The organism is Phytobacter cepae (genome assembly GCF_054165735.1).
Genome location: NZ_CM135107.1, coordinates 3,236,611 through 3,253,776 on the forward strand (window position 1 = coordinate 3,236,611; position 17,166 = coordinate 3,253,776).

17 protein-coding genes and 1 tRNA gene are annotated in these 17,166 nt (G+C 52.7%); 12 read left to right on the forward strand and 6 right to left on the reverse strand.

All coding sequences use genetic code 11. The features are described 5' to 3' along the window. The first annotated feature begins 234 nt into the window (after positions 1-234). The 6 genes from ACUY4Q_RS15270 to ACUY4Q_RS15295 all read left to right on the forward strand — a co-directional run bounded on the left by ACUY4Q_RS15270 (position 235) and on the right by ACUY4Q_RS15295 (position 4,464). Complete coding sequence (locus ACUY4Q_RS15270; RefSeq protein WP_458043584.1) at positions 235-1,698, forward strand: hypothetical protein; 1,464 nt, start codon at positions 235-237, stop codon at positions 1,696-1,698. 183 nt (positions 1,699-1,881) lie between these two features. Continuing rightward, positions 1,882-2,121, forward strand: a complete 240-nt coding sequence (locus tag ACUY4Q_RS15275; RefSeq protein ID WP_458043585.1) for a hypothetical protein — start codon at positions 1,882-1,884, stop codon at positions 2,119-2,121. Between the two features lie 5 nt (positions 2,122-2,126). Beyond that, on the forward strand, positions 2,127-2,459 hold the full coding sequence (locus ACUY4Q_RS15280; protein ID WP_458043586.1) for a hypothetical protein: 333 nt from the start codon (positions 2,127-2,129) through the stop codon (positions 2,457-2,459). 164 nt (positions 2,460-2,623) lie between these two features. After that, positions 2,624-3,493, forward strand: a complete 870-nt coding sequence (locus tag ACUY4Q_RS15285) for a hypothetical protein (RefSeq protein ID WP_458043587.1) — start codon at positions 2,624-2,626, stop codon at positions 3,491-3,493. Between the two features lie 105 nt (positions 3,494-3,598). Continuing rightward, positions 3,599-4,216 (forward strand): NAD(P)H:quinone oxidoreductase, encoded by a 618-nt coding sequence (gene wrbA, locus ACUY4Q_RS15290; protein ID WP_458043588.1) that lies wholly within the window; start codon positions 3,599-3,601, stop codon positions 4,214-4,216. A 20-nt stretch (positions 4,217-4,236) separates the two neighbouring features. Further along, positions 4,237-4,464, forward strand: a complete 228-nt coding sequence (locus tag ACUY4Q_RS15295) for a YccJ family protein (RefSeq protein WP_458043589.1) — start codon at positions 4,237-4,239, stop codon at positions 4,462-4,464. A gap of 34 nt (positions 4,465-4,498) precedes the next feature. Here ACUY4Q_RS15295 and agp read toward each other — a convergent pair whose 3' ends face one another. Further along, positions 4,499-5,740, reverse strand: coding sequence for a bifunctional glucose-1-phosphatase/inositol phosphatase (gene agp, locus ACUY4Q_RS15300; RefSeq protein WP_458043590.1), 1,242 nt, complete (start codon positions 5,738-5,740; stop codon positions 4,499-4,501). Positions 5,741-5,894: 154 nt separating this feature from the next. Between agp and ACUY4Q_RS15305 the strand changes: the two genes are divergently transcribed. Further along, positions 5,895-6,350 carry a winged helix-turn-helix transcriptional regulator gene (locus ACUY4Q_RS15305; RefSeq protein WP_458043591.1) on the forward strand — a complete coding sequence of 152 codons (456 nt, stop codon included), beginning with the start codon at positions 5,895-5,897 and terminating at the stop codon, positions 6,348-6,350. A 123-nt stretch (positions 6,351-6,473) separates the two neighbouring features. Then, positions 6,474-7,265: an SDR family NAD(P)-dependent oxidoreductase gene (locus ACUY4Q_RS15310; RefSeq protein WP_458043592.1), complete on the forward strand. Its 792-nt coding sequence runs from the start codon at positions 6,474-6,476 to the stop codon at positions 7,263-7,265. 134 nt (positions 7,266-7,399) lie between these two features. Here ACUY4Q_RS15310 and ACUY4Q_RS15315 read toward each other — a convergent pair whose 3' ends face one another. Beyond that, a complete protein-coding gene (locus ACUY4Q_RS15315; protein ID WP_458043593.1) occupies positions 7,400-8,566 on the reverse strand; it encodes a citrate synthase family protein in 1,167 nt (388 codons plus the stop codon). A gap of 75 nt (positions 8,567-8,641) precedes the next feature. Then, positions 8,642-9,613 carry a DctP family TRAP transporter solute-binding subunit gene (locus tag ACUY4Q_RS15320; protein WP_458043594.1) on the reverse strand — a complete coding sequence of 324 codons (972 nt, stop codon included), beginning with the start codon at positions 9,611-9,613 and terminating at the stop codon, positions 8,642-8,644. A 691-nt stretch (positions 9,614-10,304) separates the two neighbouring features. On the opposite strand from ACUY4Q_RS15320, the gene ACUY4Q_RS15325 reads away from it, so the two are divergent. From ACUY4Q_RS15325 to ACUY4Q_RS15340, 4 genes are all read left to right on the forward strand, one after another. Next, positions 10,305-11,633, forward strand: coding sequence for an MFS transporter (locus tag ACUY4Q_RS15325; protein WP_458043595.1), 1,329 nt, complete (start codon positions 10,305-10,307; stop codon positions 11,631-11,633). 139 nt (positions 11,634-11,772) lie between these two features. Then, positions 11,773-12,150: a VOC family protein gene (locus tag ACUY4Q_RS15330; protein WP_458043596.1), complete on the forward strand. Its 378-nt coding sequence runs from the start codon at positions 11,773-11,775 to the stop codon at positions 12,148-12,150. Between the two features lie 73 nt (positions 12,151-12,223). Then, the gene (locus ACUY4Q_RS15335) at positions 12,224-13,177 is read left to right on the forward strand and encodes a 2-hydroxyacid dehydrogenase (protein WP_458043597.1); all 954 of its coding nucleotides are present in this window, start codon (positions 12,224-12,226) and stop codon (positions 13,175-13,177) included. Positions 13,178-13,230: 53 nt separating this feature from the next. Beyond that, positions 13,231-13,986, forward strand: a complete 756-nt coding sequence (locus ACUY4Q_RS15340) for an SDR family oxidoreductase (protein ID WP_458043598.1) — start codon at positions 13,231-13,233, stop codon at positions 13,984-13,986. A gap of 119 nt (positions 13,987-14,105) precedes the next feature. On the opposite strand, the gene ACUY4Q_RS15345 is transcribed toward ACUY4Q_RS15340, so the two are convergent. From ACUY4Q_RS15345 to ACUY4Q_RS15355, 3 genes are all read right to left on the reverse strand, one after another. Beyond that, positions 14,106-14,882 carry a DUF3750 domain-containing protein gene (locus ACUY4Q_RS15345; protein WP_458043599.1) on the reverse strand — a complete coding sequence of 259 codons (777 nt, stop codon included), beginning with the start codon at positions 14,880-14,882 and terminating at the stop codon, positions 14,106-14,108. A 247-nt stretch (positions 14,883-15,129) separates the two neighbouring features. Further along, positions 15,130-15,217, reverse strand: a tRNA-Ser gene (locus tag ACUY4Q_RS15350). 138 nt (positions 15,218-15,355) lie between these two features. Continuing rightward, positions 15,356-16,990, reverse strand: coding sequence for an ABC transporter substrate-binding protein (locus tag ACUY4Q_RS15355; RefSeq protein WP_458043600.1), 1,635 nt, complete (start codon positions 16,988-16,990; stop codon positions 15,356-15,358). Positions 16,991-17,166 lie beyond the last annotated feature (176 nt).

Below are 17,166 nucleotides of genomic sequence, written 5' to 3' on the forward strand. Positions count from 1 at the left end.
ACCTGATTGCTGCCTGAAGACTCCCTTAAAGTAACAAAACTATTTTTAGTCTAAAGAAGTGTAAATGAGAAAAGTATTTTCATCTGTTTTTCAAAATCTTATATTATTGTGTGACAATTATCACAAAAAAGTCTTGATTCAATCTATTTCAAGAGTAGGATTCGCGACATCGAAGGCTTAGATAAGCCTTATTAAAGACATTTAATCTTAACGAATCTGTTGGAATGTTGAAAAATGAATACTAACCGTAAGACTATTATCGCTCTGGCAGTAACCACCGCTTTTACCCTGTCTGCGCCTGTATACGCTGATATCAATCAGGCAATCGACCTCGTAGATGGCCTTGCCTCTCACAGAATTACTTTTGCAGAAGGACGCTCCATGTGGGCCACCCTGGATGCTCAGACGCAAAAAGAGGCTCGTCAGTATGACTATTCTCAGGAGACGCGTTATACCAACGACTATCAAGAGGGTGCACATACGGAGTATTCACGCGGCCCGGCAACAGCCCAAACGGTAGGTCAATCCATGGTTGTTACCCTTCAACCTCAACGCCCAGCGACCGGAATTCTTGACCTGTCAACGCACCTTGACTCTAACTACCAGGCTGAAAGCGACGCTGCACGCATCAAAGCGCACATGCAAGAGGTGAATCGTCTGGTGGGTATCGAGAAAACGATTGATAATCAAAACCGTACTGCTGACCAACACCCAACTCAGAGCGTGCTGTCACATGCCAGCGCTACCGCTACCCCCTTTATTGACCGTTCTTCTCACCTGGATGCAGGTAACAACGATACGGCTCGTCGTGAGGCTCAGTTGTCGGCGGCGATTGATCATGCCAACAGCGTGAAGGACGGCATCAATGGTCTTAACGGCAAAGACGGTGCTCAGGGCATTCAGGGCGTCGCCGGTCTAAATGGCAAAGATGGTCTTAACGGCAAAGATGGCATCACCACCACTAAAGTCGAAACCGACACCGCAACGCAGGATCAGGTAAAAACCAACACCGCTGCCCTTACCAGGCAGGATCGTACCAACGACGTTCAGACCGGGCAGATTCAGATTACTAACATGCGCATTGATGAAGATCGTGTGAACATCAGTGCCAACGCGGCAAAACTGCAGGGTGACGAAATGGCGCAGGCCAACCGTGAGCGTACTGCGAACCAGCACGTCGCGGCGGTTATCGGCCGCGATGGTGTTGACGGCAAAGAGGGCGTACAGGGTAAAGACGGGGTAACCACCGTTGTTACGAAGGTAGAAACCGATACCACCACGCAGAAAAAAGTGGCGGCCAACGAAACCGCTATCCGGGGTGTGCGTTCCGAACAGGCTGTACAGGGTGAATTTATCCAGCGCGAAGCCGTCGCGATTAATCACAATGCGGCAGCGATTTCCTCTAACACCCAACGTATCGACAACAACAGCCAACGCATTGACCGCAACGCGAAACGCATTGATGACACCCGCGAAGATCTGAAAAAAGGTCTTAATAACGCGGCGGCGATGACCGGTCTTCACTATCACTCTAACGATGCCTATGCGCTGTCAGTGGGCACGGCAAACGGCGAGGGTGCGGCACTGGCTGGCGGTCTTTCTCATGGCTTCACCGAACACACGGCTGCCACCGTGCAGGCATCTACCTCAATGGATGGCGGCTATATGGCTTCCGTTGGTTTTTCCGGCGACTTCTGATTTTCATTCTGATCGGTAGATTAACAGGGCGCTCCGGCGCCCTTTTTGAGGCAAGGCGCTGAATGAACCTCTTAAAAGAGACCACGCTGAACGCCCGAGGCGAAATCGACAATCGCTTTTCTAATTTGCAACAGCGAGCTTCGGCCCAGGTTGCGACAGCGTTATTTGAACAGGGGTAATGACATGCAAAAATTTTTCTGGGTCTTCGTGGTTGCAAGCGGCCTGTTGACAGGGTGCCAATCCTCAGCCGATCGCATGCATGAATGCGAAGCGCAAGGCATCTCCCGCGATACCTGTTACCAGGTTGAACAGTCACGTAAACAAGGCATCAACGATCAGGCTATGGCGCAGGCCTACCGTAATGCCGCAGCGGTCGATCTGTCGGGTAAAAAACATCACTCTTCTCACCATAGCGAGGACTAATTACCATGACCAGAACGTATAAACGCCTCAATATTGGGGTACTTATTCTGCTCGGTTTGACGGCGTACGGACTCTCGATGCTGGCCTATGCCGCTTCCCCAGCCCAGCCTGGGGCTGCTCACGCCTCGCAGTCTACAAAAACGCGCACGCTCAAGGGCTATGGCCTGACGGTTAACATTCGCGGGCAACAGGTTTACGTCGACGGTAAACCGGCAGCACTGGATGCTAACGATCAGGGTAATCTGACCTACAGCCAGGGGTTAAACACCTTAATTGTCTATAAATCAGGCAAAGTAGCGCTCATGCAGTCTGGGAGATTTATGGGCTACATGAAGTAAACAACGTCCTTACAGACTGTCAGACTGGCGGTCTGTAAGCTGTCGAATTAATCATTTTATAGTGCACTGTCTTATCATGGACTGATGCAACACTTGTTGTTAATGCCCTGTTGACTTCTCCTGTGCTAGCATAGGCGGGGTAAACACAACAGGAAAACTATAAAATGCCTCATATCTTCCTACAAATCACGGGCATCCGTCCCGGGGTTAACACGCCTGCCGACCTTAGCGCCGTCATCCGCGAAGACAACGACACTACCTTTTCGATTTCACAAACGGTTGTGGACTGGCTGCTTGGCACCATTGATTTCGCAGCGGGTTCGCCGTTACCTAAGCTAAAAAACTGCTGCTTTTCCCTTGCTGATGGCGCTGAGTTCATTGAATTCGACGGCAAAGGTAAAATGACTACAGTCAGTGAAAAACCCGCCTGGTACCCTGAGCCTGGACGTTTTCTTCGTGAACAGTGGCTTATTAATAATGAGATGTACGATCTGCCCATCGTCGCCTTTATTAAAGAATTTCTTGAGACTTTTGTGGATGTCAAAGAACGCCGTATCCACTGCAATCTTCTTTTTGATTTGCAACTGGATAAAGTGAAATCGACCCACTTTGATGAAATAAAGCAGCCAGCCAGTAAACTGGGCAATAAGAATCGCAAATCGACGGCGCCAAGAGTGGAAGATCTTCGCTCCTTTGACCAGTTCCAGCAGTTCGTTGAGCGAATGGCTTCTGCCGTCGAACAAAATCAATTCCCGACCATGAACATTCTCACCGGCTATAAAGATATCGCTAAAGCGCCCGGTGCACTTAAGGGCTCAGCCCGTACCTGGTTCAAGGCGATAACGGGCGAACTACCCCCTAACAACAAAAAGGTGGCAGCCGGCAACGCAGAAATTTTTTGCGCCCCCATCCGCACCGCCCTGGAAGCCGTCAGAACCTATGGTCTGGAAGCGTATTACCATGAACTGTCGCAGGCTATTCAGCAGGCAGGCTTTCTGGAAGTCGCCCGTTTCGAATTTACGCCTGGCCATTAGTCTGAATTAACCCTTCGTGATGGATGTTGTGGCACTCTGCATACGAGGCGAGAATTTTCGTTTGCTACACTCAATGAAGTTCTCATCGCAACGAAGGGTTGAAAAATGCAAAATTCCGAATCCGGTCGCGCAAAGATCCTGGTCCTTTTCTACTCCATGTATGGACACGTCGAAACCCTTGCTCAGGCCATTGCAGAAGGCGCAGGCAAGGTGGACAAGGCGGACGTAGTGATTAAGCGGGTGCCTGAAACCATGTCCGCCGAAGCTTACGCCAAAGCAGGGGGTAAAACCCACACTGCGCCCGTTGCCACGCCGCAAGAGCTGGCGGAATACGACGCGATTATCTTCGGTACGCCGACTCGCTTTGGCAACATGTCCGGGCAAATGCGAACCTTCCTCGATCAAACGGGGGGGCTCTGGGCCTCCGGCGCGCTCTACGGCAAACTCGCCAGCGTATTCAGCTCCACCGGAACCGGTGGTGGTCAAGAGCACACGATTTCCTCTACATGGACTACCCTTGCACATCATGGGATGGTGATTGTGCCGATTGGTTATGCTGCCCAGGAGCTGTTCGATGTGTCACAGGTTCGCGGCGGCACGCCCTACGGGGCGACCACCATTGCAGGGGGCGATGGCTCACGGCAGCCAAGCCAGGAAGAGCTGTCCATCGCCCGGTATCAAGGGGAATATGTCGCCGGTCTGGCGGTCAAACTCAAAGGCTAATGTTCTACAGGAGGATTAATATGCCAACTCAAGAAGCAAAAGCACATCGCGTTGGGGAATGGGCCAGCTTGCGTAATACCTCGCCGGAAATTGCCGAAGCCATTTTCGAAGTGGCGGAGTATGACGAGGTGCTGGCAGAGAAAATCTGGGAAGAAGGCAGCGATGAAGTGCTGGTGCGCGCCTTTGATAAAACCGACAAAGACTCGCTGTTTTGGGGTGAACAAACCATCGAGCGTAAAAACGTCTAATCCGTGTTGCCCCCGCGTTCTGCGGGGGCTTTTCTTACTTCGCCGCCGCGTTTAAAACCGTATTAAATTTCTCAAGCGGACAAAAACCATTATCGTCTATCGGGCATCCTTTCAACGCCAGCGTGACCCGCTGCGCCGGTGCTTTCAGGCTTAACACCTCGGCATTCCGCAGTTGATCGCTGCTTTGATAAACGTACTCAATTTTCATTAACTCCCGCTTCGCCGCCGGATCGTTCCAACGCTGGAAGACAATTTTGCCGCCGATCGGTGTGCGCTCATACTGGTCATGTAACTGATATGGCGCGAAATCGAGCGCCGTCAACAGGGAGGCAATATTGGAGTCATGCCCAACCATAATGGTGATTTTGGCGGCGTTTGCCGCATCGGTGACCAGGGTTTTATCAATGTATTTCACCAACGGTTTTGCCACGTTTTGCGCCACTGCCGGCGAGGTAAAGAGCGAATCCTGATAGCTATTTTTCAGTTTCGACAGCACTCGCCACTGTTGGTCAGACTTAATTTCGCCCCAGGCCACCTGGTCCAGCGGGAAGCCTTCGTAGTATTGCAACGTGAACGCATCGACCAGTGAGTTACCCACTTTCAGCGGCCCGGAGACGCCAGGCTCCTGCTGCACTTTGGCGCTGAAAGTATCTTTACCACTGGCAAGAGAGCAAACCTGTTTCTCTTTGCAGGAGGGTGACTCGTTAAACTGAGTGATTTTCTCCAGCAGCTGATAGCTTTCGTTGAGGGAATCGTGCTGACGTTGGGTCTCCATAGCTTTCACTGCCTGCTCACTAAAAGCGGCGGAACCTTCGGTTATCACCGGGTTGAAGGTAGGATCCATGGTGCCCATCTTTTCCTGATGATGGACGGGGACATCACAGCCAGGAAACGCGCCGGTAATGAAAAATTGCGCTGTGGCGACGGTACGTTGCAGGCTGTTGGCGTAGGCGTAAACCGCACCGGGCGTCGGGCACTCACCGGACGTCACCAGCTTATTTTCTGCCAGCCACTCGCGCATGTAATGGCCCATGTACACTTCCAGAACCCCGCCTTTGGTGGTCAATTGCCCACCCGGCACGTCCCACTCAGGCCACTGTTTGGCGGTGGATTGTTCGAGCACGCTGCCATTATTGGCCAGAGGCGCGCGCAGATTGTGGCGACTCATGATCAGTACTTGCTCAAGCTGATAGCCCGGTGGCGTCGTTTGCGCCTGCGTTCCTGCAGCAAAGGGGAACGTGGCGGCAACTGCAAGCGTCCAGAGTGAATACTTCATCCTGATTTCCTCATCCTGATAGTGGTGAAGGGAAAGTGTGACAGATTTGTGATGGTTTGCCGGGAGCCGACGCACATTCGTGACGCCGCACGCAGGTTCGGGTATCCCTGAACCGCTCAGTAGTTTTATAATAAAACCACTAACCGGAGGATTTATGAAACGCACCCGTCTCGAAGCCAGTACCTGCCCTGTCGCCCGCTCTCTGGATATCATTGGCGACTGGTGGTCTTTACTGATTGTTCGCGATGCCCTGCGCGGCGTGACGCGCTTCGGCGAGTTTCAGAAGAGCCTCGGCATCGCCAAAAATATGCTGACCACCCGCTTAAAACTGCTGGTAGACGAAGGTATTTTGCAGATGCAACCCGCCTCGGATGGCAGCGCATGGCAGGAGTACGGCTTAACCGAGAAAGGCCGGGCGCTGCAAACCGTGCTGGTTGCCCTGTCTCAGTGGGGCAATCACTACCTTTATGCCAGCGATGAGTTAAGCACCGTGCTGGTCGATACCCAGTCGCGTCGCCCCCTCAAGACGCTAAAACTGATGGCTGAAGATGGCCGCACCCTACGCCCTGAAGAGGTTACGCCTCGCCTGCCGGGCACCGATAAAGCATAACGTTAACATCCACTTTCTGTTAAGCGCACGATTTGCCGCCCTGTTTGGTTGCATTATAAAACTAAATATCTCATGCTGAATTTAGTTTCATTATAAAACCATTCTACGCAATGAGGTAACACCATGGCTGCACAACGTTCAACTGCGCTTATCACCGGCGCCTCTTCCGGTATTGGGGCCGTCTATGCAGACAGATTTGCCGCCCGGGGGTATGACCTTCTTCTGGTGGCACGGCGCACGGAAAAACTCCATGCGCTGGCAGAGGCGCTCACGAAGCGCTACGGCGTAGGTATCACCGTTCAGTCAGCGGATCTCGCCACTGCGGCAGGGATTGGCGCGATTGAGGAGATATTGCGTCAAACCAGGGCCATTGATGTGTTAGTGAACAACGCGGGTGCCGCCAACCTCGCCCCCTTCTTAGCCAGCGATGCAGCAGCCCACGAAGCCATCAATACCCTTAACACAACGGCGCTGATGCGCTTAACCCTCGCAGTACTGCCGCGCTTTGTGGAGCGTAACCAGGGGAGCATCATCAATATCGCCTCGGTGGTCGCTTTTCATGCCCGCGCGGGTAGCGCCGTTTACAGCGCCACCAAGGCCTGGGTGCTTAACTTCACACGGGGTTTGCAGGAAGAGTTTGCCGAGACCGGCGTCCGCATTCAGGCGGTGCTGCCTGCCGCCACCGCGACAGAGATTTGGGACCACTCGAATATCACTCTGGAACAGCTGCCGGAAGGATCGGTCATGACGACCGAAGCATTAGTGGATGCGGCCCTGGTGGGTTGGGATCGCGGTGAATCAGTGACCCTCCCTCCGGTGGAGGACCTGCGGCTCTGGCAGTCGTGGGAAGAGGCGCGGCTGGCGCTGTTCAGTGCATCGCGAAACGGGAAACCGGCGTCACGCTATTCGCTTTGATTGGAAAAGGGGGCGCGGTGGCAATGGCCCCACGCCCTTAACGCCGAGAAAATTAAACAGTATTTTCAAACGCTTATTTACCCAAGAGCGGACTGGCATTAAAACTGTACGTTTCGGTCATAATGACTCACGGCTCACTCCAGTTCCGGCCCCACGTAGCGGCCGCGCGGTCGAATCACTTTTCCGGTGCCGATCTGTTCCATCGCATGCGCCAGTAAGCCTACGCTACGGGCAATTGAAAAGAGCGCGAACGCCGCATCGCCAAGCAAGCGGTAGCGGGTCACCAGCGCGGCGAGCACCACATCAATATTGGGCAGTAGTCCGGTCAGGGTGATCACCTTTTCGATGAATTTGGCGATCTCTTCCGGTGGCTCAAAACGCGCCAGCAGCGCAACCGCTCGTGGGTCACCGTCCGGATAAAGATGATGACCAAACCCCGGTATCGGGAGCGCGGAGGAGAGATAGCGGTTCACTACCTGATCGGCACTGGAACGCTCGACCTCATCAAATAGCGCTTTGACGCGCTGAGTGGCATCGCCATGCAACGGGCCGGTGAAGGTGGCCAGTCCGGTAAGCAAACAGGCAGGCAGCGAAGCACCATTTGAGGCCGCGATCCTCGCGGCAAAGGCGGAGCTGGTGAGTTCATGATCGGCCAGCAGCACCATCGCTCTGCGTAAAATGTCTGCCACCTCTTCATTCACTCCCCACCCCAGGGCAAGACGCTGGTGAATTAACATCTCGGGATGGTTTTCTGCACCAAAGGTAGCGGCCAGATGCCCCACCAGCGTCGCCGCCTCCGCATGCAACACCCTGGCGGTACGACCGTGCGTTGAATGCCCCGTTGCCGTGGCGGTAGCGAGTGCAATAAAGGCATGAGAACGCTCAGGTGCCGCGTGCGGGTAATCTCGGGTTGGAACAGAAAACCCGGCGCTAATTTCTGCGCTCCAGAGCAGGCGGGCCGTCTCTTCGAGCGTGGCATATTCCGCAAATGCGATGACATCTTTGCCCCGATAGTACAGATGCCCTTTGGAAAAGGTTGAAATCGCGGTCGGAATGCTGGGCTCATTGCCAAAAAGGGTATTGACCGCAAGCGTTTCCCGCTTGCGGCCCTGCTGCTTTTTCTGCTTGAGGCTCTGGATGTTCTCTGCGCTGTAGAGGCTGCGTCGGGTGTTTTGCGGATCGGGATGAGAGGCGATCAGCCCCCGGCTGACATAGGCATAAATGGTTTGCGCCCGAACACCGAGAAATTCCTGAACTTCATCCAGCGTGAGCCAGGCTGTTAGCTTCGTTTTTGGTTGCATGCGTCCGTCCGGGTAGTGCTCTGCCAGGGGTGAATCACGGTCTGTCGACCTCTGCGTTAAACAATGCGGTTCGGGTTACCCCTCCTCAGGCAGAGGCTTCCCCAGCATGGCATTGATTTTGTTGAGCCACAGATCGCCGTTTTGCGCAATGAAATCGCGCTCAATCGCAGGCCTCATTGCCTCCCTGAACGCCCTGGGATCCACCTCATTCACCTCTAAACCCGCCTGTTTCATCTCCTCGAGGAAAGCAGCTTCATTTTCATTAGAGAACTGACGTGTGGCCACGGCGCCGGCAAGGGAAGCCTTCATTATAATGTCTTGTTCCTCGCTCGCCATGGCATTAAACCGGTCGCGGTTAATGACCTGGATAAGCGGACCATACAGGTGACGGGTCAGCGACAGGTAACGCTGGACTTCATAAAATTTTCGCGCATAGATGACGGAAATGGGGTGTTCCTGACTGTTGATGTTGCCGTTCTGGATAGCGGCATAAATCTCACCGGAGGGTAATGGCATGGTTTCCAGCCCTGCCGCCTGCCAAAGCCTTTCATGGACCTGATTTCCCGGCATAGTGCGGATTTTTAATCCTTTTAAATCATCAGGATGGTACACAGGTTTCACATTATTGGTAAAAGAGCGGATGCCGTTTTCCCAGAAGCTCAACCCTTTTAGCGCATGTCTGTCGAGCACATCCAGCATTTCGCGACCAAAGTCGCTGTCCATCACATGATATGCCTGCGTGACGTTTGCAAACAGATAGGGAATATCAAACACGTTGATACGGCTATCGAGTGAGGCGAAGTAACCTGCGCCGCCCAGAAAGATATCCAGTTTGCCCTGCTGCGTCATCTCGACCATCTGCGGGCCACTGCCCCGTTGCGCGGCGGGAAACAGCGTAAATTCAAAACGACCTTCTGACAGCTGCCGGGCTACGCGCACCATCTCCTGTACGCCAATGCCTTGCGAACTCGACATTGCCCCCTCAAAACCGATGCTGAATTGCCGTGCGGATGACGTGCCGGCGCTTGCTGCGGATGAATATGCCATTCCTGTACCCTCCCATGTGCCATTGCGCACTCGGTAACGCATTGGCTTCCTTTCGTGACGAGACTGACGCGGCCTTCGGGTGCTCATCATGCCGCGCGTTGGGGTAGATCGAACCGAATCTCGCCACTCTATAATTGCGATTTTTTCCAATCAAGATTGATTGTTAAAATCAACTGATAGAGAGATCGCATAATTGCAGATTTATTTTTTGCAGTGTTCAACATGACCTTCTGCGTTTAATGTTCGTCCTGGCAGGAAGGCCATCAGGTTTTTCCGCTAATCTGTTATTCGAATATGTCAATAAACTCGTTCCATCTTTTGCTCTTCCGTCACACTACTAAACAGTAAAAGGTAAGATTAGCATTGATTATTTTAATCAAGATTGATACTGACAATACGTTATTTTAACGTCACCCTCATCAATCGTCTTATGCAGTGAAGCCTGACACATTGATGCCCCATAAGAATTGCATGAATAGCACGCAGCGGGATCGACATAAAAATAAAGGGTGTTCGCACGGGTTTTACGATCCGTCAAGGAAACGCGTTGGATTTTTTATTCACTGAACCGCAGCTCACAAAAAAATCTATGGGCAACTGGTCGAAAGACACCTTACAAAATAATTATCAGCCGGGATAAAAGGGTTGGTAAATATAACGTATACCTACAAATCCATGAAGGACGAAAAATATGAATCATACGCAACAACAAGAGCTTAGCGAGGCATCAATAGATGCCAGAGCGGTTCCGCAAAAGAAAGCCACGCGCATTCGCTATTATATGCTAGCGCTGATTTTATGTGCCACGATTATCAATTTTGTCGACAGATCGAGTCTGGGTATTCTGGCCCCTTTTATCAGTAAAGATCTGGCGCTGGATAAAGTACAGATGGGGCAAATTTTTGCGGCATTTGGCCTGACCTATGCTATCGCACTTATCCCCGGTGGGATTATTGCCGACGTGCTGGGTTCGCGCATTGCCTACGCCTTTTCACTGATCACCTGGTCACTGGCGACCATGACCCAGGGGGTCGCCAGCGGCTTCAATATGCTGTTTGGTTCTCGCCTGGCAATTGGTGCGCTTGAAGCCCCCGCTTTTCCCTCCAATGCCCGCGCGGTCACCATGTGGTTCCCGACCGGAGAGCGTGGCTTTGCCACCAGCGTCTACGTCATGGGCCAATATATTGGCACACCATTATTTACCGGCCTGCTGCTGTGGATTGCAAACGGTTTTGGCTGGCGCTCTGCTTTCTATTTAACCGGTGGTGCTGGCGTACTGTTTGGGATTCTGTGGTACATCTGGTACCGCGACCCGCTCAATCACCGTGCGGTTAACGAAGCCGAATTAAAGCATATCCAGGAAGGCGGTGGCCTTGTTGGTAAAAAGGAACGCGACCGTTTCGACTGGAAAAATGCGCTCCGTCTGTTGAAGCATCGCCAGATTCTGGCCATTTGCCTGGGTAAATTCTGTAATAACGCGATTCTGGTATTTTTCACCACCTGGTTTATGACGTACCTGGTTGAAGAGCGCCAGATGACGATGATCAAAGTCGGCATATTTCAGGCTTTGCCTTTCCTCGGCGCAACCGCGGGAATATTGTTAGCGGGATTTTTCTCAGATTTCTTTATTCGCCGTGGTTATTCGATGTCGGTGGCGCGTAAAGCACCATTGATTATCGGAACATTACTGGGATCATCTATTTTACTGGTTAACTTTGTGACCTCAAATGAGTTAATCATCGTTATTTTAACCATTTCATTTTTTGCTCAGGGCGTAGGCTCATCATCCTGGGCTGCTGTATCAGAAATAGCCCCACGTCAGTACATTGGATTAACCAGTAGTATTACCAGTCTTGCGGCAAATATTGCCGGCGTCACTACGCCAATCATGATTGGTTATATTCTCCATGTTACCGGTCAATTCTTCTGGGCACTGAACATGATGGGAATTATGTGTTTAATTGGTGCATTTGCCTATTCCTTCCTGCTGGGACCTTTGTCCCGCATTGAGATGGATTAATGAAATGTTGCCAGCATCGAGTGTGGTTGCTGGCAACAGGCAAGCATTGATCAATACATTGATTTTCTAGCCTGAACCGTCACGAAACGGCTTTACAACGGACGGTTCAGGCTGGGATGACTGACAAAGAGGAACACGCGTGACTAAATACACATGGGATCATTTACAGCTACGCAGTCCCGCTCCTGAAGAGACTGCGGCCTGGTTTGCGCGCTGCCTTGGCGCAGAAATTATTCGTAAGCCCGGCAAAGTCGATGTGCGCCTGGCGGGCATCAATATCTTTATCGCCCCGGTGACGGAGGGTGACGGTGTGGCTCCCCCTCCACTTCCACCTTATCAGGGGCTGGATCATTTCGGCCTGACTGTCGATAACCTGGACGACATCGCCGCCGAATTAAAAAGCAAAGGGGTCATTTTCACCCAGGAGCCCATTACGATTCGCCCCGGTGTGCGTGGCTGCTTTATCCGTGGGCCGCAGAATATCTCCATTGAAATACTGGAGAGGCGCCTCGGTTAACCAGCATTACATCTTTACGCCGTATCTCGACATTAGCTCGCCACTCATTGGCCGCAACTATGGAAATAACGCTATGAAACCCAGCATCCTGCAGCTAAACCCTATTCTGATTCCCGCGATTAGCGAAAAACTGAACGCCCTGTATACCGTGTACCGTTACTTTGAAATTGAAGACAAAGATGCTTTTATTAAAGAGTACGGCAACAGCATTCGTGGCGTTGTCTCAGGCGGCCATACCGGCATCAGCAATGCATTGATGGAAAAACTGCCCGCGCTGGAAGTGGTCGCTATCAATGGCGTCGGCGTTGATGCCGTTGATCTGAACTATGCCCGTCAGCGTAATATCCATGTCACGGCGACCCTGGGCGCCCTGACGGAGGACGTGGCTGACCTGGCAATCGGCCTGCTGATTGCAGCCTGCAGGGGCATTTGCTCTGGCGATCGCGTGGTACGTAATGGCGAGTGGGCGAAAAATCCCCATCCCGGCGCCATTCCGCTTTCCCGCCGTTTTAGCGGCATGCGCGTCGGCATTGTCGGCATGGGCCGCGTGGGCCGCGCCATTGCTACCCGCGCTTCTGCGTTTGGTTGCCCGATTGCCTATACCGACCTCCAGCCAATGACCGATCTTGATTACCCGTTCATTGCCGATCTGCAGGCGCTGGCCGCCCAGAGTGACGCTCTGATTCTTTCCGCATCTGCCGATAAAGCCGAAGGCATCGTCAATGCAGCCGTGCTTAATGCGCTCGGTGAGCACGGCTTTTTAGTTAATATCGCTCGCGGAAAACTGGTCAATGAACCCGATCTGGTTGACGCGCTGGTGGCAGGACGTATTCAGGGCGCAGGGCTGGATGTCTTCGTTGACGAGCCAAACGTCCCTGCCCCGCTCCTCGGCATGGACAATGTCGTTCTGCAGGCCCACCGCGCCAGCGCCACGGTTGAGACGCGCACGGCAATGGGCGAAATGGTACTGGCAAGCCTGGCGCAGGCGCTGAGTGGACAGCGGCCGGACGCCAGCCTGACAAGCTAAGCAGGCGGGTATCCTTACTTTACTGACAACGGGATTAGCAGAAGGAATTTACAATGTTCGATTCAACGAAAATTGCGCTGGTAACGGGCGCAGGCAGCGGGATTGGCAGAGCCACTGCCATTGCATTATCCCATGCCGGGTATTTTGTGGTGCTTGCCGGACGCCGTCTGGAACCCTTGCTTGAGACCGTCTCCGCATTGGGCGACGGGGCGCAATCAATGGTGGTGCCCACGGATGTCACTCAACCAGATTCTGTGGCGGCGCTGTTCACCCGGATTAAAGAAAAATGCGGTCATCTTGATGTACTGTTCAACAATGCGGGCACCAACTTCCCGGGCATCCCGTTTGAAGAGTTGAGCTATGAGAAGTGGACGACGGTGGTAGATGTTAATCTGACGGGAATGTTTCTTTGCGCACAGGGCGCTTTCCGCCTGATGAAAGAACAATCTCCACAGGGCGGACGTATTATCAATAATGGTTCGATTTCAGCCCATGCCCCGCGCCCGGATTCCGCGGCTTACACGGCCACCAAACATGGTGTCACTGGCCTGACGAAGAGCATCTCGCTGGATGGTCGCAAATATGGCATCGCCTGTGGTCAAATTGACATTGGCAATGCGCACACCGAGCTTTCTCAGCGGATGGCAAAAGGGGTGAAACAGGCCAATGGGGAGGTTGTTGTCGAAGCGATGATGGATGTCTCGCAGGTGGCCAACAGCGTGGTCTATATGGCGGGCGTGCCGCTTGATACCAACGTTCAGTTCATCACTGTAATGGCGACAACCATGCCATTTGTGGGGCGTGGCTGACCGCACCAGCTTTTTATGGGCTGCGAACTGTTCAGCAGCCCATTATTTTCACCCATAAAGGAAGGTGAGTACGGACGTGTGTCGTTATGCGCTTGCACTGTCCTTTCGGTTTCGCTCTTTTATGGCGTACTTTCTGAGGAATTTTTCTGCAAATTGTCGCGCCCAGGCCCACCAATAAAAGGCAGCCGCAGGCGTAACGGTGAAAACCCTACCCCCATGTTCAGTCCGAGTACGTTGAGTTCGATCCCCTCTTCCGCTCCCAGGGTCATGCCCGCCACGCCCAGCAGCGACATCTGGACCCCGCGCCCTGATGGCGGCAGGCCAACAGGGTTAAGCAATGAGCGAAAATCTTTACCTACCGCATTGGCGGGCATATCCAGTTTGAGAGCCGGCACTTCTCGCCCGAGGTGAGCGATAAAAGTATTACTGTTAGGCCCCGGCCACGCGTGATACGTGGTGGGCCAGGGGTAAGACGCAATGGCCGCTTCAATTTGCGGGATCATCGCTTCGGCCTCCGGCCCGCGATGGGCCACCAGCAGTCGCGGTTTTGCGCCGTACCAGTAACCATCCGGTGAATGACGATTGTGGCGCACTTTATCTCCCGCCCCCCAGCTAATCACCTCGTAACGGTGATAGGCTGTTTCTCCGGCGCGCTTGAAGATAATCCACGGATGTACCGCGACCACTCCTTTCCAGCCCCATGTCGGTGCGGCATAGACCTGTACAATGGCATCCTTCGCATATTGCCGGGCATCGGGAGCCAGCCCCGCAGAATCACGTCGCGCAGACCACCATCCCTCCTGGCTCAGCGACTCCCGCTGGAGCAAAGAGAGTGCAAGGCCCGCGAAGATGGCGAGAAAAATCAGGCACAGAAAGCTCAAGTAAAACGTTTTCATCAGGATTTCGCGTAAGTAATTAAACAGATGGGATGTGCGTCGGGTGAGTATACGTGAGTTTCCCCCCTGCTAAGCGCGTGAATAGCCTTCAACAGGGATTCACTATACAGGCGTAACGAAATGAGCAGCGTCTTGCTGAGACAGAGAGAGGATAGAATAGTTGAAGAATGGGAAGCTTGTCGGTGTTAATCGCGCCGGGAAGCCAAAAAACAAAGGGCCTACCAAGTGGTAGGCCCTTTGTACGATTTGGCGGAAGCGTAGAGATTCGAACTCTAGAACCCTTTCGGGTCGCCGGTTTTCAAGACCGGTGCCTTCAACCGCTCGGCCACGCTTCCGGTATGGGGCGCACTATAAACATCCCGGTGACGTCTGTAAAGCGTGTTATTTACTGTTTGCCTGAAAAATCGACAAATGTGATTTAATCGCCTGAAATAACAACAAACTGACTATTAAATCAACGCGATCTCGTCTCATCACCCCTCATGCTTCTTGATATAAAGATCCTTGGTGTAGAAACGTCCCAGCCGATCGGGTTCAAATCCGCCTACCCAGGGCTTCACAAGATGGGTACGCACATAGTGATACAGAGGAATAGCCGGGACATCCTGCGCCAGCATGTCTTCCGCCTGTTGGTAGTACCGCCCCCGTTCCGCTACATCCTTCGCTTTTGCTGCGTTATGCAGGACCTCGTCATACGCCGGATTACTGTATTTCGACGTATTTTCGCTGTCACCGGTACGGAAGTTGTTTAAAAAGGTAACCGCATCATCGTAATCAGCAATCCACGCGTAGCGCACGGCGTCGAAATTACCGGTGTGCATGGTGTCCAGCATGGTCTTCCACTCCTGATTTTGCAGCTTCGCCTCTACACCCAGATTTTTCTTCCACATTGAACTGACGGCTATCGCCAGCCGCTGGTGAGTCTCCATCGTGTTGTAGAGCAAGTTAAACGATAACGGATGAGCGTCGTTGTACCCTGCTTCATTCAACAATTTTCTGGCTTCTTCGATTCGTTTTTCCCGCGGCCATGACGCGTAGTCCGGTGCCTTTAACGTGACGCCGCCAATCTCCGGTTGGCTGATGAGCCAGGCCGGACGCTGCCCCTGCCCCATAACCTTCTCAGCAATGATGTCCTTGTCGAGCGCCATATTTAAGGCCCGGCGCACACGCGCATCATTGAAAGGGGCTTTGGTGGTGTTCAGCTCATAATAATAGGTGGAAAGCAGCGGCAGGACGCTCACCTGGCTGCCCATGCTCGCTTTCAACTGCGCAAACTGATTCACGGGGATAGTGTTAGTGATATCAATTTCACCCGCTTTATAACGGTTTACATCTGCGGTTTCTGAACTGATTGGCAGGTACGTTACCGTGTTGATGACGGTGGCTTTGTTGTTCCAGTAGCGCGTATTACGTTGGGCGATAATTTTTTCATTGACCACCCACTCGCTCAGCTTATAGGGCCCGCTGGTGACAATATGTTCCGGCTTGGTCCACTTTTCAGCAAAACGACTGATAAGGATTTTATCGACCGGCACCATAGAAGGATGAGCGAGCATGGCCAGAAATGCCGCATTGGGCTGCGTCAGGCGAATTTCCAGGGTGTTGTCATCCACGGCTTTAACGCCCAGGGTGTCCAGTGGCTTCTCCCCTAACGCTATCTCTCTGGCATTCTGGATATGCATATTGCCGGGGTAGCTGGCATATGGCGAGGCCGTTTTTGGGTCAACAAGGCGCTGCCAGCTCCAGACGAAATCTTTTGCCGTGATGGCGGTGCCATCAGACCAGGTGGCGTTCGGGCGTAAATGAAAAACCCAGACAGTATTGTCTTTATTTTCCCATGCTTGCGCGAGACGGGGCTCAATGCTGCCATCCAGTTTGACTGCTACAAGCCCGTCGAATAAATCACTGACAATATTAAATTCAACGTCGCTTTCTACTTTATGCGGATCCAGCGATGCCGGTTCGCTGCCATTATTACGCACCAGCTCCTGTCGGGCAGCAAGTTCAGTACCCTGAGGTACGTTGGCGGCCAATGAAAATGTGCTAATACCTAACCCGCTGATTGTGAGGAGGCCTAGTGCAATACGCGTCAAAGCATGTGATTTCATATCCTTCGTCCTGAGTATTTTCCTGATGACGATACGTTGACCTTCTTATTAGCGTTCAAAACAGGCCAGAGCAATATTTTTCAGCGACATATAAGACACCGGTATGGTTATTTTTTACAAATGCGCACTGATACCGTCTTTTATCGTAAAGTCAGGATTTTTTACTGCCCGGATTC